23 protein-coding genes are annotated in these 24508 nt (G+C 39.7%); 13 read left to right on the top strand and 10 right to left on the bottom strand.

Annotated features, from left to right (window positions below):
* Positions 1-37: 37 nt before the first annotated feature.
* The 6 genes from OLM45_RS12715 (at position 38) to OLM45_RS12690 (ending at position 4906) form a co-directional block, all read left to right on the top strand.
* Positions 38-1474 (top strand): NADP-dependent isocitrate dehydrogenase, encoded by a 1437-nt coding sequence (locus OLM45_RS12715; protein WP_264510737.1) that lies wholly within the window; start codon positions 38-40, stop codon positions 1472-1474.
* 10 nt (positions 1475-1484) lie between these two features.
* Complete coding sequence (locus tag OLM45_RS12710; RefSeq protein WP_264510735.1) at positions 1485-1730, top strand: hypothetical protein; 246 nt, start codon at positions 1485-1487, stop codon at positions 1728-1730.
* A 131-nt stretch (positions 1731-1861) separates the two neighbouring features.
* Positions 1862-2137: a hypothetical protein gene (locus OLM45_RS12705; RefSeq protein ID WP_264510733.1), complete on the top strand. Its 276-nt coding sequence runs from the start codon at positions 1862-1864 to the stop codon at positions 2135-2137.
* Positions 2134-2976 carry a DUF6671 family protein gene (locus tag OLM45_RS12700; RefSeq protein ID WP_264510731.1) on the top strand — a complete coding sequence of 281 codons (843 nt, stop codon included), beginning with the start codon at positions 2134-2136 and terminating at the stop codon, positions 2974-2976. The genes OLM45_RS12705 and OLM45_RS12700 overlap by 4 nt, the downstream gene beginning before the upstream one ends.
* A gap of 5 nt (positions 2977-2981) precedes the next feature.
* Complete coding sequence (locus tag OLM45_RS12695; RefSeq protein WP_264510729.1) at positions 2982-3944, top strand: L-threonylcarbamoyladenylate synthase; 963 nt, start codon at positions 2982-2984, stop codon at positions 3942-3944.
* A 2-nt stretch (positions 3945-3946) separates the two neighbouring features.
* A complete protein-coding gene (locus tag OLM45_RS12690; protein ID WP_264510726.1) occupies positions 3947-4906 on the top strand; it encodes a sodium-dependent bicarbonate transport family permease in 960 nt (319 codons plus the stop codon).
* A 92-nt stretch (positions 4907-4998) separates the two neighbouring features.
* Here the strand turns inward: OLM45_RS12690 and OLM45_RS12685 are convergent, their stop codons facing one another.
* From OLM45_RS12685 to htpG, 5 genes are all read right to left on the bottom strand, one after another.
* Complete coding sequence (locus tag OLM45_RS12685) at positions 4999-5805, bottom strand: hypothetical protein (RefSeq protein WP_264510724.1); 807 nt, start codon at positions 5803-5805, stop codon at positions 4999-5001.
* Positions 5806-5846: 41 nt separating this feature from the next.
* Positions 5847-6314: a hypothetical protein gene (locus OLM45_RS12680; RefSeq protein WP_264510722.1), complete on the bottom strand. Its 468-nt coding sequence runs from the start codon at positions 6312-6314 to the stop codon at positions 5847-5849.
* On the bottom strand, positions 6314-6721 hold the full coding sequence (locus OLM45_RS12675; protein WP_129461436.1) for a DUF2721 domain-containing protein: 408 nt from the start codon (positions 6719-6721) through the stop codon (positions 6314-6316). The genes OLM45_RS12680 and OLM45_RS12675 overlap by 1 nt, the downstream gene beginning before the upstream one ends.
* 62 nt (positions 6722-6783) lie before the next feature.
* Positions 6784-8859 carry a prolyl oligopeptidase family serine peptidase gene (locus tag OLM45_RS12670; RefSeq protein WP_264510720.1) on the bottom strand — a complete coding sequence of 692 codons (2076 nt, stop codon included), beginning with the start codon at positions 8857-8859 and terminating at the stop codon, positions 6784-6786.
* A 98-nt stretch (positions 8860-8957) separates the two neighbouring features.
* On the bottom strand, positions 8958-10841 hold the full coding sequence (gene htpG / locus OLM45_RS12665; RefSeq protein WP_264510718.1) for a molecular chaperone HtpG: 1884 nt from the start codon (positions 10839-10841) through the stop codon (positions 8958-8960).
* 168 nt (positions 10842-11009) lie between these two features.
* Here htpG and OLM45_RS12660 point away from each other — a divergent pair, with 168 nt between their 5' ends.
* The 5 genes from OLM45_RS12660 to OLM45_RS12640 all read left to right on the top strand — a co-directional run bounded on the left by OLM45_RS12660 (position 11010) and on the right by OLM45_RS12640 (position 15307).
* Positions 11010-11480 (top strand): lipocalin family protein, encoded by a 471-nt coding sequence (locus OLM45_RS12660; RefSeq protein ID WP_264510716.1) that lies wholly within the window; start codon positions 11010-11012, stop codon positions 11478-11480.
* Positions 11481-11483: 3 nt separating this feature from the next.
* Positions 11484-12182, top strand: a complete 699-nt coding sequence (locus OLM45_RS12655; RefSeq protein ID WP_264510714.1) for an OmpA family protein — start codon at positions 11484-11486, stop codon at positions 12180-12182.
* Positions 12183-12299: 117 nt separating this feature from the next.
* The gene (locus tag OLM45_RS12650; RefSeq protein WP_264510712.1) at positions 12300-12974 is read left to right on the top strand and encodes a TetR family transcriptional regulator C-terminal domain-containing protein; all 675 of its coding nucleotides are present in this window, start codon (positions 12300-12302) and stop codon (positions 12972-12974) included.
* Positions 12975-12978: 4 nt separating this feature from the next.
* The gene (locus tag OLM45_RS12645) at positions 12979-14298 is read left to right on the top strand and encodes an ABC1 kinase family protein (RefSeq protein WP_264510710.1); all 1320 of its coding nucleotides are present in this window, start codon (positions 12979-12981) and stop codon (positions 14296-14298) included.
* Between the two features lie 91 nt (positions 14299-14389).
* The gene (locus tag OLM45_RS12640) at positions 14390-15307 is read left to right on the top strand and encodes an ABC transporter ATP-binding protein (protein ID WP_264510708.1); all 918 of its coding nucleotides are present in this window, start codon (positions 14390-14392) and stop codon (positions 15305-15307) included.
* Between the two features lie 15 nt (positions 15308-15322).
* Here OLM45_RS12640 and OLM45_RS12635 read toward each other — a convergent pair whose 3' ends face one another.
* The 3 genes from OLM45_RS12635 to OLM45_RS12625 form a co-directional block, all read right to left on the bottom strand.
* Positions 15323-15532 carry a helix-turn-helix domain-containing protein gene (locus tag OLM45_RS12635; RefSeq protein WP_264510706.1) on the bottom strand — a complete coding sequence of 70 codons (210 nt, stop codon included), beginning with the start codon at positions 15530-15532 and terminating at the stop codon, positions 15323-15325.
* A 2-nt stretch (positions 15533-15534) separates the two neighbouring features.
* Complete coding sequence (locus OLM45_RS12630) at positions 15535-16077, bottom strand: DUF2975 domain-containing protein (RefSeq protein ID WP_264510703.1); 543 nt, start codon at positions 16075-16077, stop codon at positions 15535-15537.
* Positions 16078-16207: 130 nt separating this feature from the next.
* Complete coding sequence (locus tag OLM45_RS12625; RefSeq protein ID WP_264510701.1) at positions 16208-18613, bottom strand: prolyl oligopeptidase family serine peptidase; 2406 nt, start codon at positions 18611-18613, stop codon at positions 16208-16210.
* Between the two features lie 128 nt (positions 18614-18741).
* Here OLM45_RS12625 and OLM45_RS12620 point away from each other — a divergent pair, with 128 nt between their 5' ends.
* Positions 18742-20004, top strand: a complete 1263-nt coding sequence (locus OLM45_RS12620; protein ID WP_264510699.1) for a YCF48-related protein — start codon at positions 18742-18744, stop codon at positions 20002-20004.
* Positions 20005-20057: 53 nt separating this feature from the next.
* Here OLM45_RS12620 and OLM45_RS12615 read toward each other — a convergent pair whose 3' ends face one another.
* Entirely contained in the window at positions 20058-22766 is a 2709-nt protein-coding gene (locus OLM45_RS12615) for a beta strand repeat-containing protein (RefSeq protein WP_264510697.1), read from the bottom strand.
* Positions 22763-23236: a T9SS type A sorting domain-containing protein gene (locus tag OLM45_RS12610; protein ID WP_264510695.1), complete on the bottom strand. Its 474-nt coding sequence runs from the start codon at positions 23234-23236 to the stop codon at positions 22763-22765. The genes OLM45_RS12615 and OLM45_RS12610 overlap by 4 nt, the downstream gene beginning before the upstream one ends.
* A 227-nt stretch (positions 23237-23463) precedes the next feature.
* Here OLM45_RS12610 and OLM45_RS12605 point away from each other — a divergent pair, with 227 nt between their 5' ends.
* Positions 23464-24471, top strand: coding sequence for a 3-oxoacyl-ACP synthase III family protein (locus OLM45_RS12605; RefSeq protein WP_264510693.1), 1008 nt, complete (start codon positions 23464-23466; stop codon positions 24469-24471).
* Positions 24472-24508 lie beyond the last annotated feature (37 nt).

Raw genomic sequence — 24508 nt, 5'->3', positions numbered from 1 at the left:
TTACTTTTTCAACTTTGCATCGTTAAATCAGAAAACGATGACAAGAATTACAATTGCAAAAGGGGATGGAATCGGTCCAGAAATCATGGACGCTACCTTATCCATTTTAAATGCTGCCGGTGCAGCCTTGGTGTATGACGAAATTGAAGTTGGAGAGAAAGTCTATCTTTCAGGGAACACTTCAGGGATTGCTTCCGCTTCTTGGGACACGATTCGTCAGAATAAAGTTTTTCTCAAAGCACCAATCACCACTCCTCAAGGAGGTGGATACAAAAGTTTGAATGTTACCACCCGTAAATTTTTAGGGTTGTATTCTAATGTTCGTCCTTGTCTTGCTTTAAGTCCGTATGTCGCCACCAAACATCCTGCGATGGATGTGGTAATTATTCGTGAAAACGAAGAAGATTTGTATGCAGGAATTGAGCACCAACAAACGGACGAAGTGGTGCAATGCTTAAAATTAATCAGTCGCCCCGGTTGTGAAAAAATCATCCGTTATGCTTTTGAATATGCCCGCGCTTTTGGACGTAAAAAAGTGACCTGTTTCACCAAGGACAATATTATGAAACAGTCCGATGGGTTATTTCACAAAGTTTTTGATGAAATCGCGGTGGAGTATCCCGAAATTGAAAATGAACATTGGATCATCGATATCGGTGCCGCCAAATTGGCTGATACTCCGGAAGCATTTGATGTGATTGTCACCTTAAATCTCTACGGCGATGTGTTATCGGATGTCGCCGCACAAATCGCGGGTTCGGTAGGGATGGCCGGTTCAGCGAATATTGGCGAAAGTTGTGCCATGTTTGAGGCCATTCACGGTTCAGCACCCCGTCGTGCGGGACAGGATATGGCTAATCCCTCTGGGCTTTTACAAGGAGCCATTATGATGTTACAACACATTGGACAGAATGAAGTCGCAGAAAAAATTCAAAATGCTTGGTTAAAAACTATTGAAGACGGAATCCATACCTACGATATTTATGTCGAAGGGGTGAGTACTCAAAAAGTAGGGACCAAAGCTTTTGCTGCAGCCATTATTGAACGCTTAGGACAACTGCCTGCTGTGTTGAAGCCTGTATCATACGGTGCATCGAAACCCATGCAACTACCAAAATATCAGCGACGAGCTCCTAAATCCAAAACACTACACGGCGTGGATTTATTCGTACACTGGAGTGGTACAAATGCCGATGAACTGGCTGAGAAAGTTCGAGTCTTAGGTGATGGAAATGTAGGATTAAGCATGATCACCAATCGCGGTATAAAGGTTTGGCCTGAAGGATTTTCTGAAACGTTTTGTACCGATCACTGGCGTTGTCGATTCAAACCGCTAGATGGAAAGCCGATTGAAAAGATCAAAATTATTCAATTGTTACAGCAAGCCCATGTCTTGGAAATCGATGTCATCAAAACAGAGAATTTATATCATTTTGACGGCGAACCCGCTTTCTCATTAGGTCAAGGTCAATAATTTGTACGATATGGAACTACAATTGATACAAGGAAAGTTTACCTTACAGGAAACAGTGGCTTTACTCCGCGAAATGGTGGATGTGAAAATAAAATTTCACGAGCGAAAAATAGCTACAGCTGCTTCGGAAGAAGATATGAAGTTCCGTGAGAAACGCATCAAAGATTTGCAGGCTGAATGGCAGCAATTCCAGACGCAGCTTCAGCAAAATGAACGTTCAATTTCCCTAAAAGCCGCAGTGAATGTTATCTTCTAAATTAGGATTGCTTATTCTAAGTTTATTAGGAATCACAGTGTGTCAAATGGAAAGTGGTGATGGGATAGTATCCAACTTGTTAGAAGCAATCGGCATTGTGTTACTGCTAACAATTTTAAAATTAACGACGGATGGAAGAAAAGAAAATTACATTGATTAAGGGTTCCTTTCAATCGGATGAGGCCTTCGAATTATTGACTAAATTGATGAATTATAAAATACAATTTCATCAGCAAGATGAATTTAGTAAGTCGATTCGAAATGTGGCACAAACCCAACATGCACAGCAACGTATTGAGGATTTACAACAAGCTTTACAAGAAGTGCAAGAGTTTGTAAGGTCCGGTCAAACTTCGGATTCAACGTTTAAAATATATAGCGAAATTCATATTGAGCGTGAAGCATGAATGCTTTTTTAGGTAAAAAATTATGCATTGCCACAGCGCATCAAAAGGAGATCGCTATTGCTCCTGTTGTTGAGCAGGGATTGAGAGTTGAGTGTGTGGTCCCTGCTCATTTAAACACCGATAGTCTAGGTACATTTTCGGGTGAAGTGTCACGAAAAGGAAGTGTACTTGAAACCCTTCGCGCCAAGTGCGCCTTAGCTATGAAAGAGAATACAACTGATCTCGTACTGGCTAGCGAAGGGTCTTTCGGTGCGCATCCCTCGAGTCCGTTTCTACCGGCCGATTTTGAAATGGTGCTATTAATTGATAACCAAAGTGGTAGAGAATTTACAGGGTCGTTTTGGACAACCGACACCAATTTTTCGGCGACTACAATCACTAGCGAAGATGAAATGGAGTCGTTTATGGAACGCGTTGGTTTTCCATCACACGGTATTATTTTAAGAAAAGAGGCTAATAGTTTTGACCCTATTTTCAAAGGAATTACCAACGTGGAAACATTATGGGAGTCCTACGCTTTTTTAAAGAAAAATTTTGGGACTGTCTATGCAGAAACCGACATGCGCGCCATGGTCAACCCCAAACGAATGAAGGCCATTGGGAAAGCAACTGAAAATTTGGTAGACACTATTTTATCGCTTTGTCCAAATTGTCAAGCACCCGGTTTTTCCATTCAAAAAATGGAAGCAGGTTTGCCTTGTGCTTGGTGCAAACAACCTACGCGCTCACCGTTGTATGCCTTGCGTAAATGTCAGGAATGCAACCATGAAGCAAAATCCTTTTTCCCCAATCAAAAAGAAACGGAAGATCCGCAATATTGCGATTATTGTAATCCCTAACGGCTATGCATACCCCAGAAATACAGATTGCCAAGTTATATTTAGAAAATGAAGATGTGGTGGCCATTCCAACGGAAACGGTTTACGGTCTTGCTGCCAATATCTATAGCGAGAAGGCTGTTGAAAAGATTTATCAATTAAAAAAACGTCCGCGAAACAGTCCGTTGATTGTTCATGTCGAGTCTATTTTGCAATGCGAACAATTGGTCAATGAAATTCCGATGCCGCTATTGACCTTGATGGAATATTTTTGGCCGGGGCCGTTGACGGTTTTATTGCCCAAAAATGAACGCGTTCCACAATGGATTACCGGTGAGAGTCCGTTTGTCGGACTGCGAATGCCGAATCATCCACTCACTTTAGACTTGATACATCAATGTGGGTTTCCTTTAGCGGCACCTAGCGCTAATCCTTTTTCGAGAATTAGTCCGACCACCGCTGCAATGGTCGAACATTATTTCAAAGAAGATGATGTCTTTGTTTTGGATGGTGGGCCGTGTGTTTCCGGTTTGGAATCGACCATCATTGGTTATGAAAACAATCGTGTAAAAGTTTACCGATTAGGATCTCTTTCTTTGGAGGCAATTACAGAAGTTATTGGCGATGTTTCGTATGAAGGGAAATCCGATAAAATCTTTTTTACACCTGGGCGTTACCCCAAGCATTATGCCCCCAATACGCCGGTTTTTCTTGCGGAAAACATCTTGGAAACAATTCAAACCTTCGGACTTTACAAGTCACAAAAAATAGCGGTTTTGAGTCATTCAAGGGTTGAAAATTTACCCGAAAACTGTTCTTTATTTAATTGGGAGTCATCCACTGATTTTGCGAATGCCGCCCAAAAGTTATATGCAAAACTCTTTGCCATCGATCAAATGCAATTTGATGGTATGGTCATAGAAAAATTTCCAGACGAAGGTTTGGGTAAAACAATTAACGATCGTTTACAACGCGCATCAAATCAATAATTATGGATTTACATTTACTTTTTGACAATTTAACAAACCCCGCATTGCTCTTTTTCTTGTTAGGTGTTCTGGCCGTGCAATTGAAAAGTGATTTGCGGATTCCCCAAAATTCATCCAAGTTCATTTCAATTTATCTGCTTTTTTCCATCGGATTCAAAGGAGGGCAAGAGTTGTCGCACAGTACGTTTAGTCAAGAGATTTTAGGTTCAGTATTTCTAGGATTAGCTTCGGCTTTAGTGATTCCGTTTTATACTTTTTTTATTTTAAAACGTAATTTTTCTGTTTACGATTCAGGAGCTATTGCCGCGGCTTATGGTTCTGTAAGTGCCGTTACTTTTGTAACAGCAGGGAGTTTTTTAGAAATGCTTGGGTACCAATTTAACGGATATATGGTGGCTGTAATGGCCATGATGGAAGCCCCAGCCATTGTGGTAGGGGTGAGTATGATTCGTTTTTTCTCCCCCGATAAAGAGGGTCCTAAATTACTTAGTATTCTCAAACATTCGTTAACTAATGGAAGTGTACTCTTAATTCTAGGAAGTTTGTGTATTGGATTTTTAGCGAATGAAGAACAAGCCCAAGGAATCAAGCCGTTTACGAATGATTTATTTAAAGGATTTTTGGCTGTTTTCTTATTAGATATGGGAATCAGTAGTGGTGAAAAATTGAATGATTTCTTTAAAAATGGAAAATTTGCACTCCTTTTTTCTTTAGTTATTCCTTTAATCAATGGCTGTTTTGTGGCGTGGTTTTCAGGATTCTTTGTAGCCGAAACAGGAAACCGATTTATGTTGGCGGTTTTAGCGGCTAGTGCCTCCTACATTGCGGTACCTGCGGCGATGAAAATTGCCGTTCCTAAAGCCAATCCAGGTTTGTTTTTACCCATGGCGTTGGCCATAACGTTTCCCTTTAATATCACTTTAGGGATGCCCATTTTTTTATCAATTATTGAAAGTTTTTGATTTTTTTCAATACTTTGTTTGGTTAGAGTAAACAGTGTAACTGTTTAAAAAGAGAAATCCCGATTGTTGTCGGGATTTCTTCATTTTAAAAATTATCTTCTTCTTCCACCTCCCCGTGGGGTGCGTATTACGGTGGTTCCCCGTGGGGTGCGGCGAACAACTTTGGTACCTCTTCTATTGTGTACAACTACTGTAGAGTGGCGGCGCATAGGTTTATAAATACGATGAGCAATTACTACACGGCGCGTGGGAACTCGATGGAAATACACACGATGTGGCGCACAACGGCTGTAAAATACGGTGTAACTCACAGGTCGCCAAGGACGCCAGAATTTGGGGTAAGTTCCCCAACGCCACGGTGAGCGCCAAACCACATACCCTGGACGATAAATGAATCGGACGGATGGCCACAACCAAACATTGACCACTAGAGGTTGATTGGAATAATAGGGTGGGTTCGGACCTTTATTTTCTTTCACTGATTCAGCTACATCTGTGGGTTCGACAATCGTATTGGCCGCATACAAATCTTCATCGCCTTCAATCTGCAATTGCGCACTTTCCGTTCCTGTTTTTTCAACACCAATGACTGCAATGTCTTGTTTTTCATTTTCGGATAAATACGTACTCAAAACAATTGCGTGGGTATCGCCTTCTTGGTAATCATCGACTTGGATGTAATCGATCGTTCCGTCTCCGTTGAGGTCTAAATTATTGACACCATTATTCTCTTGATTGAGAAGTTGTTCAAATTCTTCCAACGAATTTGCTTTTTGAAATAAGGTCAATGCTCCTTCTAAACTAAAATTATCTCCCGTGAATTCAGGAAGATTTTCGTCTTGCGCCTGTGTGGTTGCCATTCCGAGTACAACCAACACGAAAGAAAAATACCGTTTCATAATGTGATTTTTTTAGTTGGACTTCAACTTGTGATTAAGGTTTAATCCACGATGAAGTCGGCCAATAATTTTAGCTTATACAACAAATTTGAAAATTGAAGGGCTATGTTGCTGTTTTCTATTTGCGAAAGACTGCCGTGGTATTGCTGTTGGATGCGCAGATCTTCTATTTTTTCATCAATATTTTTAAAAAGCCAAGCGCAGGTTTTACCCACATATTTTTTGTTGCGATCGTTGTGAACGTGCTTGAGTGTAATTTCACCCGATTTTATGGTGTTGAAAGCAAAACGTTGTTTTCGGGCAATTTGAATTTGTTCGTTCTTCAATAACGATAAGAGTTTGTCATAGTTAATGCTTTTCCCTTTTTGAGCCGTTTCAAACGCTTTCAGGTTGAGTTTCAGTTCGCGAATCAATTGGTCTTTTAAGGCGCGATTGTTTTTCACTAGTCCGCCTAGATTCAGGACCAATTCGGGTAATTCTTTTATTAAAGTGAGCCAATCAAATCCCATTAATCTTTGTTTTTTGTTTCTTCAATTAAATCTTTTAAATGAACACGCAAAGCGGTTACTGAAATGCTTATTTCCCAAAATGAAATTCCAAGCGAGATCAATAGACACAATAAGCTTAACCCAAAAATATAAATGCCGAACACGGTTTGCTGGAGATACAACAAGAGCATCGCAAATACGGAGAGAAATAAGGATAATACTCCAAACATTTGCATGGCGCGAATTAAGGTGAGTCGTAAATTCAAATTCTTTATTTCGTCCAAAATACTTTTGTTGCGGTTTTCGTCATAATTCTTTTTGAGTCCGCGCACAATTTGAGCAATGGTCAAAAAACGATTGGTATAGGCCAGTAAAATCAACGAAGTGGCAGAGAAAAGCAGGGCAGGGGTTTCTATGGAAAGGTTCATCGGATTACTTTTTGTAAAGTTCGTTTAAATTCAAAAAATAAAAAAATGCCCGAAGGCATTCTTTAATTGGACTTCAATTTTTCCAATAAATACGTGTATTGCAATGCATTCCATTGGGCGCGTTGTTCATTGGTTGACGAACCCCCGTGACCGCCTTCTACATTTTCATAATAATATATTTTGTATCCCATATCTTGCATTTTGGCCGCCATTTTTCGGGCATGACCCGGATGCACCCGATCATCACGGGTGGAAGTCATAAAAAACACTTCGGGATATTTCATTCCTTTTTTTACATTTTGATAAGGCGAATAATTTTGAATGTACTTCCATTCTTCGGGAAGGTCGGGGTTTCCGTATTCACCCATCCAACTCGCTCCAGCGAGCAATTTATTGTAACGCTGCATATCCAAAAGTGGCACCTGACAAACTACGGCATTATACAGTTCGGGATGTTGGGTAAAAGCGACACCCATTAACAAGCCGCCATTACTGCCACCCATAATGCCCAAATGTTCGGGCGAAGTAATGTTCCGCTGGATAAGATCTTTCGCAATAGCGGTAAAATCATCGTATACAATCTGACGTTTTTCTTTCAAACCAGCTTGATGCCAAGCGGGACCAAATTCTCCACCGCCACGAATATTAGCCAAAACATAAATGCCGCCTTGTTCCAACCATAATGCGCCCATGGCACCGCTGTAAAAGGGTTGCATGGACACTTCAAATCCGCCATACCCATACAAAAGTGTGGGGTTTTTACCGTTTCGAACGGTCGATTTTGAAGAAATGATAAAATAAGGAACTTCTTTGCCGTCGGTTGAACGGGCCATGTATTGCTCTACTTGGTATTTATCTGCTTCAAAAAATGCAGGGAGCCCTTGTACTTTTTTGGGAGTTGTATTTTGGGCAGAAAACTCATAAAGTGAGGTGGGTTCGAGGAAATTCTCAAAAGTAAAATAAAAATCGTCGCTCTCACGATTGGCACTTACAATGTTAATGGTTCCAAAAGCAGGAGCATTTATCTTCGTTTGATACCATTTATCTTTTCCTTTGCCTAAAAGAAAAACTTCACTTTTTACGTTGTTTAAGACATTGATTACCACCCATTTTTTTGTGGTGACTACCGATTCCAAACTCTCCACCGCAGTGGGTTTGAACAAGACATCAATTGCAAAATTTCCTTGCATTAGTCCCTCGAAATCAATGGCTAATAGACTTCCTTGGGTATAGATTTTTTGGTTGATTTCCCAATCTGATTTTAATTGGACCAAAGCTTTTCCAAATTTAATACCTTCTAATGCAGCATCTTCCGGCAACGGAATGGCACGTAATTCTTGGTTTGCATACCAATATAACTTTCGAGTATAAAAGGATAGGGATTTGTTGATAATGATATAACTTTTGTCATTGTCACGGTAGACCGATCCGCTGTTGAACACATCGGTTGGATCGCCTTCCAAAAGCACTTTAGCTTCGGATAAAGGCGTGCCACGTTTCCATAATTTCACATTTTTGGGATAGCCCGAAGTCGTCAAAGTGCCCGGCCCAAAGTCGGTTGCTACTAATAACGTATTTTCATCCACATATTGAATATTGGATTTGGCTTCAGGAAAGGTAATCCCGTTGGGGACAAATTGTTGGGTGCGCACATCAAATTCGCGGATTTCATTGGCATCGCCACCCCCATTAGACAAACTGATTAAGTACAATCCGTTGCCAGGATAAAGCGGTGTTGCCCCGTGAAAAACCCATTTTTTACCTTCTTTATTCGCTAAAGCATCCACGTCCAATAGAGTTTCCCATTGTGTAGCTCCTTTGTCGTAATTGGATTTTAACATTCGCCGCCAAATACCACGAACGTGTTGGTCATCTTGCCAAAAATTATAGACATATTCCCCTGTGACAGAGGGATATACAATGCGGGCTTTGGAATTGATGATGGTTAAGGATTGGTTATAAAGTTGGGAGTATTTGGCATTCTTTTTTAATTGGTCAAATGTTTTTGTATTGTTGGTTTTTACAAATTCCATGGCTTTCACACCATCGACTTCTTCTAGCCAAAGATAAGGATCTTGTTGGGCAGAGACGGCTATTGTTTGTAAACTCATAAGCGTAATTAAGACTAATTTTTTCATAGAAATTGGTTCTAAAGTTGGCTAAAGATACGGTATCTCACAAAATAAAAAAAGCTGTCAGTCGCAACCAACAGCTTTTTTATAGCTTTTATTTCAAATTATTTAATGCGCTCGAAACTGCGTTTCACAAAGGCGGTCAACTCTTCACCTTTCAATAATCCTTGGGAGATTTTAGCAAGATCCAACGCTTGTTTCACCAATTCTTCTTGTGCATTGGCTTCGGCTTTGAGCAGTGTTGCTGCCAAATCTGAATTGGAGTTGATTACCAAATTGTACATTTCAGGGAAGTTGCCAAAGCCCATCATGCCGCCACCGCCGGTCTGACTCATTTCTTTCATACGACGCATAAACTCGGGTTGTGTCAGGATAAATGGAGTACTGTTGCTATCCATCGCTTCAATTTGAACGGTATAATTGGCTTTGGGAACAAAATTTTCAATGACTCCTTTCAACTGTTCTTTCTCCTCATCCGATAGTTTAGATAATGTACTTTCTTCTTTTTGGATTAATTTATCAATGTGATCGGCATCAACACGAGCAAAAGTTAGATTTTCATTGTCAGCCTCTAATTTTTGAATCAAATGCGAAACAATTGGTGAATCTAAGACAACCACTTGATAGCCTTTTTCTTTGGCACTATCAATGTAACTGTGCTGTTGCTCTTTGTTGGAAGTGTAGAGTACAACTAATTTTCCATTCTTATCGGTTTGGATGTCTTTTACACTTTCTTTTAATTCAGAAAGGGTGTAGAATTTATCATCTATTGTGGGATACAACACGAAATCACCAGCTTTTTCATAAAACTTGGGTTCGGTTAACATTCCGTATTCCAACACGATTTTAATATCGTTCCATTTTTGTTCAAAGTCGGCTCGATTTTCATTGAAAAGTGCTTTCAATTTGTCCGAAACCTTGCGGGTAATGTAGTTGGAGATTTTCTTCACATTTCCATCCGCCTGTAAATAGGAACGCGAAACATTCAACGGAATGTCTGGGGAGTCAATCACACCGCGTAACATTCCTAAAAACTCTGGGACGATTCCTTCCACATTATCGGTGACAAAAACCTGGTTTTGGTACAATTGGATTTTATCTTTTTGCATTTGTACCTCTTGCGACATTTTCGGGAAATATAAAATTCCAGTCAAGTTGAAAGGGTAATCCACATTCAAATGGATATGAAATAGCGGATCTTCAAATTGCATCGGATACAATTCGCGATAGAAGCTTTGGTAATCCTCATCTGTTAAATCGGTAGGTTGTTTGGTCCAAGCCGGTTCGGGATTATTGATGATATTATCTACGTCAACAAATTCGGTTTTGTAATCCTCGCCCGCATCTTCCGGTTTTGGAAGGGCTTCTTTACGGGTGCCAAATTTGATCGGAATCGGCATAAACTTGTTGTATTTACGCAACAAATCCCCAATGCGGTGTTCTTCCAGAAATTCGGTAGAATCTTCGGCTATATGTAAGATGATTTCCGTTCCGCGGGTTGTTTTGTCATGCGGCACTAAGGTGAATTCCGGACTACCGTCGCAGGTCCAATGCGCTGCAGGTTCGTCTTTAAACGATTTGGTAATGATTTCTACTTTCTCAGCTACCATGAATGCTGAATAGAAACCAAGTCCGAAGTGACCGATGATTCCGGTATCTTTGGCAGAATCTTTGTATTTTTCTAAAAATTCTTCAGCGCCCGAAAAAGCCACTTGATTGATGTATTTTTCAACTTCATCCGCTGTCATTCCTAAACCTTGGTCAATGATGTGAAGTTTTTTTCCTTCTTTATCAATTTTAACTTCGATATAAGGATTGCCGTATTCCACTTTTGCTTCGCCAATACCGGTAAGGTGCTTGAGTTTTAATGTGGCATCGGTGGCATTGGAGACCAATTCACGAAGGAAAATTTCGTGATCGCTGTACAGAAATTTTTTGATTAACGGGAAGATGTTCTCTACGGATACATTGATTTTTCCTGTTGACATATCTTAAAAGTTTAGTTATACAAAATTTGATTTCCAACTGAACAAAGAGAGTACCAAATGGGGAAAAACTGACAAATTGTCGTAGAACAAATCGCCATTAAGGATTCGTTAAATTCTACAAATTTTTTTTTGTATGCCTTACCTTTGCCGTATTAATTTGACAAAAAGATGAAAAAAATTATTCTATTGTGCATCGTTTTAGTGGCCATGACAGCTTGTAATTCTAAGTCGGCAACTGCAACGCGATTGGATCGAGGAACGCAAGTGGCTTTGAAAGGGAATTGGACATTAGCAAAGGTCGTTTTCCCAGGTTCGGAATATATTAAAATCAACGCTTTTGATTTGGCGGATAGCAAATGTTTTGTGGGAAGTCAGTGGAAGTTTATTTCCAATAATAACAAAGGAGAATTCACTTTGAATCAAGGAAATTGCCCCGCATACAGTTCGCCCATCACATGGTTCATCAATGATGAAGGTAAATTTGTGATGAAGATTTTGGACGAATCCAAAGCGAAAAAAGTAAAAGAAGGCTATGTTTTAAGAGTAGCCAATGTTACCGATTCTTCCTTTGAATTAATCGATACGGCCAACGTGGGAGGGAAGTCGGTTCAAGTAGTGTATCAATTTGTAAGAAATTAAAGTATGAAAAAGAATATAGCAATAGTTGTGGCAGCCGGACTTATCGCTGGTCCGATGATGACCAGTTGTGAGTCGGTTAAAAACACAAATAAAACCCAACGCGGTGCCGCTATTGGTGCGGTAGCCGGTGCGGTTTTAGGAGGTGTGATTGGAAACAATGCAGGTAAAGGTGGAAACGGTGCCATGGGTGCAGTTTTGGGTGGTGTTATCGGCGGTGTTGCTGGTGGCGTCATTGGTCGTAAAATGGATAAGCAAGCCCGTGAAATTGAAACCGCTTTGCCTGGAGCGCAAGTGGAACGTGTAGGTGAAGGGATCAAATTAACCTTGGGTGAAAATGCCGTTCGTTTTGATTTTAACAAATCGACGTTAACGGCTGGAGCCAAAGCCAACTTGGACAAATTAGTCCCGGTGTTTAAAGAATATGCGGATACCGACATCAAAATATTTGGTTACACCGATGCCAAAGGTGCCGACGATTATAATTTGAATTTGTCAGAAAAAAGAGCACAAGCGGTAAAAGAGTATTTGGCATCCAAAGGTTTGAGTGTAGTGCGTTTTCAAATTGTGGGAATGGGCGAAGCAGATCCTATTGGTGATAATGAAACCGATGCGGGAAGAGCTTTAAATCGTAGGGTAGAGTTCTCGATTATAGCCAATGATAAAATGGTTCAAGACGCACAAAAAGAAGCCGGTCAACGGTAATAAATAGAAATCCAGTTCCGACTGGATTTTTTTATTTTCAAATATTAACAAATATTTTTGTTTAATTATTTGTTTAAAACATTAAACAAGTGCTATCTTTACATCAAATACCAAAATATGGAACCCACAGCCAAAAAACGCGGAAAAAAGAAAATTGTTGACGATCAAGTTATCGTAAGTCTTTTTATGGACTCGGTATTGAAGAACGATGCCGAACCTAAGAATGTCTACCAGTTTTGTCACGATAACGGCATATCTGAAGCGGATTTTTATGTGCATTACGGTTCTTTAGCTGCGGTAAAAGAGGATATTTGGTTGCAAATGTTTGCCAATGCGGTTGCAACTATGCAGAACGATGAGCATTATGAAAGTTACAACCAACGCAATAAATTATTGACATTGTACTTTACTTTTTTTGAAATCTTAACCTTGAATCGAAGCTATGTTCTTTTTCAATTGGAAGGCCATCAGCAAGCGTTAAAAAATTTGAAATCACTCAAAGGGTTGAGAAACCAGTTTAAAGATTTTGTCGTAGATACATTTGATTTCCCTCAAGAAGAAATGTGGAAAGAGAAATTCGAAAAAATCTCAAAACCAGTGATGGCTGAAGGTGCGTGGGTGAATTTTCTTTTCCTTCTCAAATTTTGGATTGAAGATACGTCCAAAGGCTTTGAAAAAACCGATGTTTTGATCGAAAAATCAGTGAATACAGCGATGGATTTAGCCAATACACAACCTCTCGAGAGTTTGTTTGATTTGGGCAAATTCTTGTGGAAAGAAAAAATGAACTAAACGGATGAAAACCCTAGATAAAATACCTACTGGAAAGATTGAACGCGCGGGTCAGTTGGTGAAAACCGGACTTAAAGTGGGTACCAATTATGTCGCTTATTATGGCGAAAAATTGGTGAATCCTTCCGTTTCTCGTGATAAATTGAATGAGAATAATGCAGAAGATATCTACGACGGGTTAAAAAATTTAAAAGGTAGTGCGTTGAAAGTTGCACAGATGTTGAGCATGGATAAAAGCATCATGCCCCAACAATATGTCGACAAGTTTTCGTTGTCCCAATTTAGTGTGCCGCCTTTATCTGCTCCTTTAGTTCGAAAAACATTTAAAAAATATTTAGGTCAATATCCCGAAAACTTATACGATACGTTCACTCCAGATGCTTCAAATGCCGCCAGTATTGGTCAGGTACACAAAGCAACCAAGGATGGGAAAAATCTTGCTGTGAAAATTCAATACCCCGGTGTAGCGGAGAGTATAAGTTCGGACTTGGCTTTGGTGAAGCCTTTTGCCATTCGAATGTTTAATTTGAAAGGTAAAGATTCTGACAAGTACTTCAAAGAAGTAGAAGATAAATTGTTGGAAGAAACCGATTACGAGTTGGAATTGCAACAAAGTTTGGATATGACACAGCAATGCAGTCATATTGAAAATCTTCGTTTCCCGAAGTATTATCCGGAATACTCTTCCTCGAAAATCTTGTCGATGGAATGGATCGAAGGCCTGCATTTGTCGGAGTTTGCGCAGCAAAATAAAGATGCAGCTTTGGGCGATCGCATAGGTCAGGCACTTTGGGATTTTTATATGTACCAAATGCACGAATTAAAACAAGTGCATGCCGATCCGCATCCCGGTAATTTTTTGGTGGATAAAGATGGGAAATTGGTGGCCATCGATTTTGGATGTATCAAAAAAGTTCCGATGGATTTTTACGTCCCTTATTTTGAATTAGCCGAGAAAAAGAACATCAATAATCCGGTTATTTTCAATGAAAAATTATACGAATTAGAGATTCTTCGTTTGGACGACAGTCCGGAAGAAATTGCCTATTTCACCAAAATTTTCCATGACTTGTTGAGTTTGTTTACCCAACCGTTTCACGCCGATTATTTTGATTTTTCGGATGAAGATTTCTTCGGAAAAATAGCCGTGATGGGCGAAGAATTTGCCAAAGATACCCAATTGCGAAAAATGAACGGTAACCGAGGTTCCAAACATTTCCTCTATATCAACCGAACATTTTTTGGCTTATATAACTTATTACACGATTTAAAAGCGCGCGTGCATACACGGCACTTTGAAAAATACTTGCAAGCAAGCAAGTAATGTTTGTTTATTTATTGGTTAGGTTGACAAAGGTGGTTGGTTTGAGCCACCTTTGTTATTTTAAAACCGTTTTAGTCCGTACCTTTGCCTTATGTTAGACGTTCGCGAAATTCAATTTTCATATCTCAATCAACCCACCATTCAATCGCTTTCTTTTTCGGTAGAAGCGGGGCAAACCTTTGCCATAATTGGCGAGAGTGGCTGTGGAAAAAGTACCTTACTCAAACTCGTTTACGGCTTGTACGATTTGGATGCGGGTCAGATTTTTTGGAAGGAAAATGAGGTGCTCGGACCCAAGTACCATCTCATTCCAGGCATGGAATACATGAAGTTTTTGGCCCAAGATTTTGATTTGATGCCGTTTATTACGGTGGCCGAAAATGTGGGGAAATATTTGTCCAATATTTATCCCGAAGTGAAACGCGCCCGAGTTATGGAATTGTTGGATACGGTGGAAATGACCGAATTTGCCGATACCAAAGCAAAATATCTGAGTGGAGGTCAAATGCAACGCGTAGCATTAGCCCGTGTGTTGGCGCTCGAACCCGAAGTTTTGTTGTTGGACGAACCTTTCAGTCATATTGATAATTTTCGAAAAAATAGTCTGCGCCGAAAATTGTTTCGGTATTTGAAGGAAAAAAATATCACAACGCTTATTGCGACCCATGACAGCACCGACGTTCTATCCTTTGCCGATGCGGTGATGGTAATGAAAGACGGCGCACTTTTGGCTAAGGGAACTCCTCAAGAATTATATCAAACGAATGATCATTATGTAGCCTCTCTTTTTGGGGATATTTCGGTCTTTGAATGGCAAGGAGAAAAGCACTTAGCATTTCCCCATCAACTCCAAATTTCAGAGGAAGGGATACCTGCTAAAGTCATACAGAGCTATTTTCGCGGAAGTCATTATTTCCTTGAGTTAAAAGTCAACGACTCAATTGTTTTTGTAGAACATGAATCGACAATTGAATCTGGAAAATCGGTATATTTTTCAATAAAAAAATAGTTCATTTATTCCGTATCATTTTTCTGGAAGAAATTCCAAAATATCACCGGGTTGGCATTCTAAAACTTTGCAAATCGCTTCTAATGTACTGAATCGAATTGCTTTCGCTTTGCCTGTTTTTAAAATGGATAAATTGGATAATGTCAAATCAACTTTTTCGGAAAGTTCGTTCAATGACATTTTTCGTTTTGCCATCATAACGTCAAGGTTTACTACTATTGCCATAATTAAATTGTGTATTCATTTTCGTGTTGCATAGCCACTCCTTTTTTAAATAATTGGGCTAATACTAGAAGAATTATAGCCATAAAAATCCAGACATCAGCACCAGCAATGTGTACTGTTTGTTCATTGGGAATTGGTAAATTTAATAGAGATAATTTTTTTAAATAGCCAGAACCCCAGTAAGAGAATAGGCCAATACCTAAGGCAAGCCAAGCCATATTGTTAATGAATGAAAAAAAAGCTTCCGTAAACGGATAGTCTACATTTAAGTGTTTTTTTACAAAAACTTTTATAATGCAATAAAATAAAATCGACTTCAAAACAGCTACAATGATCATGATACTCATTAGTGTGATAAAATGCGAATTATCCGCTAGTAATACGTGATCTAATTCATAGTAATCGGCTGCATTTGGATTCCCGATTAAAGCATAAACCATAGTAAAGAGTAAGCTCCCCGAGTGAATACAAAGTCCGATAAAAACTACCCATGAAATAAGTTGAAGTCCTTTAAGAATAAATTCGGAACTAATTTTAATTTCCATAATGATTGATTTTTAATTTATAGTGCTAAAATAATAAAAATTTATTGATAAACAATAAATATTATTTTTTTTGCAATAAAAAAGCCTTGAGCGATTTTACCCAAGGCTTTAAAGAATTTGATATTATAATTTAATTTTTCAAATATTTTTCCAAGAATTGGTCTTGTTCCCATAACAAATGGAAGATGTTTTCTTTGGCTACATAACCATGGGCTTCTTTCGGTAGAAGCACCAAGCGGGCAGGCGCTCCCAACCCCTTTAAGGCTTGAAAATAGCGTTCCGATTGCAGGGTAAATGTTCCTGGATTGTTATCGGCATCACCGTGTACTAATAACAAAGGTGTTTTCATTTTATCGGCTTGCATAAATGGCGACATCCCGTTGTAAATTTCAGGTACATCCCAATAATTACGTTGTTCACTTTGGAATCCGAAAGGGGTTAATGTTCGGTTATAGGCTCCACTACGCGCGATACCACAAGCGAACAAATTAGAATGCGTCAATAAATTGGCAGTCATAAAAGCACCATAGGAATGTCCGCCCACAGCCACTTTTTTACGGTTGATGTATCCCATTTGATCTACGGCATTGATGGCTGCTTCTGCATTGGCGACTAATTGAGGGATAAATGTATCGTTGGGTTCTGTCGTTCCTTCACCAATAATGGGGAACGAAGCATCGTCAAGTACCGCATAGCCGCGCGTTACCCAATAAATAAACGAACCATAACTTGGGAAGGTAAATTCATTCGGGTTTTTGTCGCTTTGCCCTGCTGAACTCTTGTCTTTGAATTCGGCTGGATAGGCCCAAATCAATAACGGTAACTTTTCTTTTTTGGCAGTACGGTCATAATTGGCAGGTAAGTATAATGTCCCCGATAATTCAACCCCATCGTTTCTTTTGTATTTAATTACTTCTTTGTACACATTTTTAATGCTTTCAAACGGATTTTTAAACGAAGTAATCGGTGTCAATTTCCCCGATTTCATATTGCGGAAATAGTAGTTTGGAAATTCATTTTTGGATTGAATCATCACTAACAATTCGCCTTTTTTGAAATCTTCAATCGATTGTAAATCTTCTTTTTTATCTTTCAATTTCGATTGGTACAAGCGTTTTGATTTCAAGGTTTTCAGGTTAAATTCATCCACAAAAGGGAATTGTCCTTCTTTTGTAAATCCTTTTCCTAACAAATACACATTGTCGTTTTCAATAGCTAAAACATAACGGTTGTATGCATTGCGTTTGGTTTCAAATTCGCCCGGATCCGCATAAATGTCTTGTGAATTTAAATCCCAAACAATTTTAGGTTGTGTATTATTAATTGATGGATTGATAAAATAGGTTTTTTGGTTGCGGGTATCGTACCAATCGTCATAGACGAAAGCGACGGTTTCATTCCCCCAAGAAATACCCGAAAAGCGCTGAATTGTTTTCATAAATTCGCGTGGTGCTGCATTGAATGGTGCTTCCCATGAATACAAGGCATCGCGGTAATCTACTTTTTTACCAGCATCACCTTCGTCCAAAGCTTCTACAAAAAATAGGGTAGAAGGGAGGTCTGGACGCCAACTCATATTGCGTTTCCCCTTGCGTACAGAGGAAAATCCCTTGGGCATAATTTCGGTCAGTGGAACTTCGTTCACAACTTTTACCAAATTACCATCGGTAGTATACACTGTCGATTTTTGTGGAAAACGACTCATAGGAACGATATACGAATACGGTTTTTCAATTTGCGTAATCATGATGTATTTCCCATCGGGAGAAAAACTCACACCGGCATAAATCGCGGTAGGTTTGAATAATTTTTTTGTACCATCAAGGGTTACCCAGTACAATTCAGTACTTACCAATGCATCAAAATTGGCTTCATCTGTTTTGTTTTTTAATAAATCTTGATAGGTACGATTTTGCGATTTTTTACCATCGCTCACCGAAACGGTCGGACCCGTTGGTAAATCTTTCTTTTGATCAATTAAAGCAGGGCGATTGTCGGGCAATTGCATGATGAGTAAAGTCGCATTGTCTTTCCACATATAGGGCGAACCCAAATTTGCATTCAAATTATCAGCAGTGATTTTCTTTGCCGAAGCGGTTGCTACATCAATAATCCAGAGTTCGACCCCTTTTGCAGTCGTATGGGTAAAACCAATTTTTCGCTCGTCGGGGGACCAACTGACAAAGGTGATTTTTGGATTTTCGGGTAAGCCCGCCACTTGAATTTCTTCAGTTGCTTTGACTTTACGAATTTTCAAGTTGGTGATGTAATTGGCCGTACTCGAAATATTGGTTACAGGATTGATGCGTAAGCCTCCCAAACGCATTTCCTCTTGGTTCAAATCATCAAGCGATTTGTAAGTACTTCGGTAGGAGAGCAACATGTATTCTTTGCGGCTATCCATACTCACAGAAGGAGTTCGTTGGTAATCGGCCAAGGCTAAAATTTCGACCGGTGGTTTTTGGTAGGAAAGGTTCTCTTGCGACCATCCCGTGGCCACTACAAAAAGGAAAAGAAGGTAACGAAGTTGAATCATTCTATGTTTGTTTTTGGGTGTATTTCAAATTTAGATTGGGTACAAATTGGTGTTAAATCTCTTATTTTTATTTCAAATACGCCTCTAATAAAACGTTAATTTTTTACTTTTGGATAAAATCTTCAACCATGAAAAAGTTGCTTTTATCCGCTATTCTACTAGGGATGAAACTTTCAGCTCAACTCACTTGGGCTCCATTACCCAATGTCGCAGTAAATACGAACGGACAACGTTTTGACGATGTTTTTTTTCTCAATGAAAATGTAGGATGGGCCGCCAATGGCTATTATGCTGCCGTTTATAAAACGACTGACGGGGGTTCAAATTGGACGTTACAAACCAATAATACCTTGTTGGGCAGTAACCACTACTTTCGAAACATCGAATTTTTAGATGAGAATATTGGGTTTCTAGGCACCTTAAATGGTAAATTTTACAGCACTACCGATGGGGGTACTACCTGGAATTTGGTTACCATAAATCCGAATCCACTAGCCATTTGCGGGTTGGATTGCGTAGGGACAACCACCGTTTATGGTTGTGGCGCCTATTTTTCACCAGCATATATCATTAAATCAACCGACAGTGGTGTGACTTGGCAATACATAGACATGAGCGCTTATGCAGAAGCCTTAGTCGAGATCTTGTTTTTGGATGAAAATACCGGTTTTGCGGCTGGGAATAATAGTACCGGTGCCGTTATCTTAAAAACTACGGATGGGGGTCAGACCTGGACGACTTTATTCAACGATACCATTGCAGGGGAATATGTTTGGAAATTGCAAGTGTTACAAGGCAATTCTAATGTGATATTTGGCGCGATTGAAGCCGTAGCTCCTAACAATGGAAAATTAATTAAAACTATTGATGGGGGTCAGACTTGGATTACCAAAGTAGCACCCGAACCCGAAATTCAAGCCGTCGGATTTGTGGATGAAAACCACGGTTGGATGGGCGGACATGCCACCGGATTCTATGAAACAACCAATGGTGGCGATACTTGGACCAATACCACGGTAGGCAGTAATTTGAATCGAATTTTTATAATGAGTCCAGATTTAGCGTATGCCTGTGGTACAACCATTTATAAGATGACACCCAACATGAGTGTGCCAGCTTTTAACGAACAAGCGCGAGTTCCTTTACAAGTGAAAATTGCACCCCATCCCATTAAAGATAAATTGAATATTGAAATTGACTATTTAGGCGTTGATCATTTAAATTTGGGACTCTATGATGTGCAAGGTAAATTAGTCAAAACCCTCATTGTTGATGTTGTTGAAAGTGCAGGAAAGAAAAACTATAGCTTTGATTTTCCGTATGCAAAAGGCGTGTATTATTTGAATTTGCATACCAATACAGGTCGACAATCGGTCAAAATTGTAAAATAGAATAAAAAAAGACAGCCATAACAGCTGTCTTTTTTGTTTATAATTAGGGCAATTTAAAAGGTTACCGTATTTAATGTACTCGTTCCTGAAGTGGTAAACGTTGATTTTAATGTTCCTCCAGTGGTGGAATAAGTTCCACCCGTGTAGAGTCCCCAACCCGAACTGTTTCCTACGAAACTTCCGCCCGTGTAGGTTCCACCAAAATAAATTTGATGAGAGGTACTTCCCGCCACATTCGGACTGGAAAAATGAAAATAGTACACCGCATTTTTAGGTTTAAAAGTCGCTAATTCTACGCCCGCTGCTGTACGAATATGAATTAAAGAAGTTGCGGCTAATTGTGCCGACGATTTGATATACATGGTACGTTGTGTCGAAGTTGCGCTGAAATTCTTGGTCATGTTTGAATTGGAACCGGCTGAGATGACAGTACCGCCATTCATGTTAAACGTTCCATTGAAGTCGAATCCTTCTTCGGGCGAACTGGTAGGACCACAAATGATCGATGTACCTCCGGTAATCGTGATATTTCCGTTACTATCGACCGCATCTTTTCCAGCAACAATCAGTACACCACCGGTTACATACAAATGACTGTTATCATTGGATTCCGTCCCGCCACTAACCGTACCATACGTACAGTTGATACCATCATTCGAAGCCGTAACATTGGTCACGCCACCTGCAAAAGTAATGATAGGGGCTTCAATACCTTCCCCCATAGCGGAAACCGTTGAAATTGCACTGACGGTGTGCGTTCCGCCACTCACAGTAACCGATGCATCCGAATGGATTCCGTCATCGGTAGAATTAATCGTTACTGTACCGTTATTCAAAACCAACGCACCTACAGCCACCATGGTTTTAGGGTGATTGTAATCCGTTCCAGAAACTAGAAAACGCGCTCCAGTAGTCGTAAGATTGATTGTTGGAGAAGAAGTGGCTGTTCCAATGGTCATTGTTCCATCTGATTTTAATCCTTTGCCTCCTGTTCCAGAACATGAAGTGGTTACAGTTCCGCCACTTATTGTAACATTGGTGTCAGAAGTGATTGCAGCAGCGCCATAGGAATCCAAAACGCCAGTAGTATTGGTGTAAGTTGCACCATTACCCGCTAAAGTAACTGAAACCGTTCCTCCAGAAATGGTTATAGCCCCATCCGAAGACAATCCTCTTGCTCCAGTAGCCGCTGATGTTCCCACGATGGTTAAAGAACCGTTGGTAACTTGCACCTGACTCGTCGCTTTAATACCCGTTGGATATCCTGGATTGTTCCCACTTCCTGAAGCGGTTAACACAGTAGCGCCTGATAAGTTGATAGTTGTCGTACCTCCGTTTACGGCTATTATTCCGTCGGCTTTAATTCCTTTTCCAGCTCCTCCTGAATTGGATAGCGTTAGATTTCCATTAGCAATCGTTACGTTAGCATCGGCTGAAATATTTTTTCCATCGGTTCCCGTATTGGTTAAATTCAGGGTACCACCATTGATGGTCACATTGGTATCGGCTGAAAATGCTGAAGTTGAGTATGAGTCGGCTACCCCTAATGCATTGGTATAATTAGCACCTCCACCGGCCGTAGTCACATTAATGGTTCCTCCATTTACGATAATTTCACTATTGCTGGAAAATCCTTTTGCCCCCGTTGCCGTTGACGTTGTAGTAATGGTAAACGTACCGTTGTTGAGGGTTATAATCGCATCCGATTTTACTCCAGTAGGATAAGAAGGATCGAAACCTGCCCCTGAAGCCACCAAAACCGTTGCACCAGAAAGTGAAATAGTAAATGTACCGCCATCAAAAGTGATGTTCCCTTTGGCGCTAATCGCTTTGGATTGTGCTCCAGAAACGGTTGCGTTAAAAGTTCCTCCCGTGAATGAAATGGTATTGGTTCCTGTTTTCAGTGCTTTGACGTCTGCTGCTGTTGAGGTAATTGTAAGTGACCCATTGCTCATGGAAATCGCACCATTTCCAGCGTCAATACCGTCACTAGAAGAAGTAATGGTTACTGTTCCTCCTGCTTGGGCATAGCCTTCGCTATGAAAACCATCGGTGGCTGCTGCTATCACTGTGACAATTCCATCGCTGATTGAGATCGATGACGAAGTGTTAATGCCGTGTTTTTTTAACCCCGTTACTTTTAAAGTTCCTGTATTAGCAACAGTAATCGGTCCGTCCGTGGTAATCGTTCCATTGGCCAAACTGGTAGTGCTGTCCACCAAAGTATTGATGGTATTGGGTGTTAATAGCAAGTTTGTTGTTTTACCACCAATAATAGTAAACGCGGCGCCTGAAGCATTCGTAAGCGTTACATTGTTCAAGACCAAATTTACGTCTTTGTCGGTTGTGAGGGTCAGACTACCATTTGACGTCGAACCCAAGATATTGTATTCTAAATTATCAATTCCAGAGGTAGCATTAACGGTAACGGTACCGGCAACTGCAGTAATGGCTACACCTTGGTTAGCATACGGATTAATAATGGTGGCATTGTCTGTTCCATTATAGATGATGTAAATTTTATCTAAGTTGGTCACTGTAGTTGAAAAATCGATATAATCTATGACTTGCTTTTGAATATCCAAAGAAGTGGTATTCGCGTTCAACTTGATTTTAGCATAGGTATTATCCAATTTCACATTTTCAACATCTGAAATGGGTGTCGTATACATTACATTCCCTGAATTGTGAACGTTCATTTGCTGTTGGGCCCAACTTAACGATGAAAGTCCCAATACGAATCCTACAAGTAACTTTTTCATCGTTTTACAAATTTTAGCGTTGCACCATTCACATGAACCCAATAGATTCCAGATTCTAAATTGGAAACGTCAATATTTTGCATAGGGAAATAGGATCCGTTCTGTAATAATTGACCGTTATTGTTGTATATTTTTACTTGTAAAATTTCCTCATCAGCGCTACTGATTTGAATGTATTCCGAACCAGGATTGGGAAATAAATTAAGCCGAATAACTGCTGCTGTTTGTTGTGTAGTACTTAAATTATTGGTAAAAGTAATGCGTTGAATAATGGTTACAGGAATGCTGGTGGGTTGGGTCACCGTATCGTCAATTTGAATTTGTAAATTATCTCCTGAGAAAAAAAGTTTTCCCGTTGTTTGCACATTAAATTGTTGTTGGGTATTGTCGTAATACGTAATGACCACACCTGTTTGTGAAAAAGCAGTCATACTCAATAACAATACTCCTAAGAAGTACCATTTTTTCATTTGTATATCGTTTTGATTTTCATAGAAACAAATTAAAATGGAAAAACCCTAAACGTAAATTAAAAGAGGTTAATCTAAAAAATGTGTCGGTTAATCTATTGGAAATTAATCAGGTGAATAAGAATTGTTTTTAATCCAATAATCAGATTATTATTTTTAGGAATTACTGTCCTATGAGAAATGACAATTTGTTAAATTTGTGTATCTAATTTTGAAAATTCTATAAAATGTTTCATTCTAAAATAACGGGGTTAGGGTTCTATGTTCCTGATAATGTGGTCACTAATGAAGATTTGTCCCAAATGATGGACACGAATGACGAATGGATTCAGGAGCGAACTGGCATTCAAGAGCGTCGTCATGTGATTCGCGGTGAAGATACCACCACATCTATGGGGGTTAAAGCGGCTAAAATTGCGATTGAACGCGCCAATATTGACAAAGATGAAATTGATTTTATCATTTTTGCCACCTTGAGTCCGGATTACTATTTCCCAGGACCAGGGGTTTTGGTTCAACGCGATTTAGGACTCAAAACGGTAGGTGCTTTGGATATCCGAAATCAATGTTCGGGTTTTGTATATGCGCTGTCTATTGCCGATCAGTATATCAAAACAGGGATGTACAAAAATATTTTAATTATTGGTTCTGAGTTGCATTCGCATGGATTGGATATGACCACACGAGGACGTGGCGTTTCCGTGATTTTTGGCGATGGGGCAGGAGCGGCCATCATCAGTCGCGAAACTGATTTGACCAAAGGAATTTTATCGACACATCTTCATTCCGAAGGGCAACACGCAGAAGAATTGGCGCTTATTGCTCCGGGAATGGGGAAACGTTGGGTAACTGACATTATCCATGAAAATGATCCCAATGATGAATCGTATTTCCCCTATATGAACGGACAGTTTGTCTTTAAAAATGCAGTTGTTCGTTTTACCGAGGTCATCAATGAAGGGTTGCAAGCCAATCAATTGGAGGTGGCCGATATCAATATGTTGATTCCGCATCAAGCGAATTTGCGAATCGCTCAATTCATTCAGCAAAAATTTAGATTAACAGACGATCAGGTGTATAATAACATTATGAAATATGGAAATACAACCGCTGCTTCTATTCCGATTGCTTTAACTGAGGCTTGGGAACAAGCTAAAATTAAGGAAGGCGATTTAGTGGTACTAGCTGCCTTTGGAAGTGGATTCACCTGGGGTAGTGCGATTATCCGTTGGTAATAGTTTAGAAAGTAATAAAAAAAGAAACCCCGAGAAA

Origin of the sequence: Flavobacterium sp. N1719 (assembly GCF_025947045.1) — a bacterium.
In the GTDB taxonomy this organism is placed as follows: domain Bacteria; phylum Bacteroidota; class Bacteroidia; order Flavobacteriales; family Flavobacteriaceae; genus Flavobacterium; species Flavobacterium stagni.
This window is presented reverse-complemented; position numbering and strand designations above follow the sequence as displayed.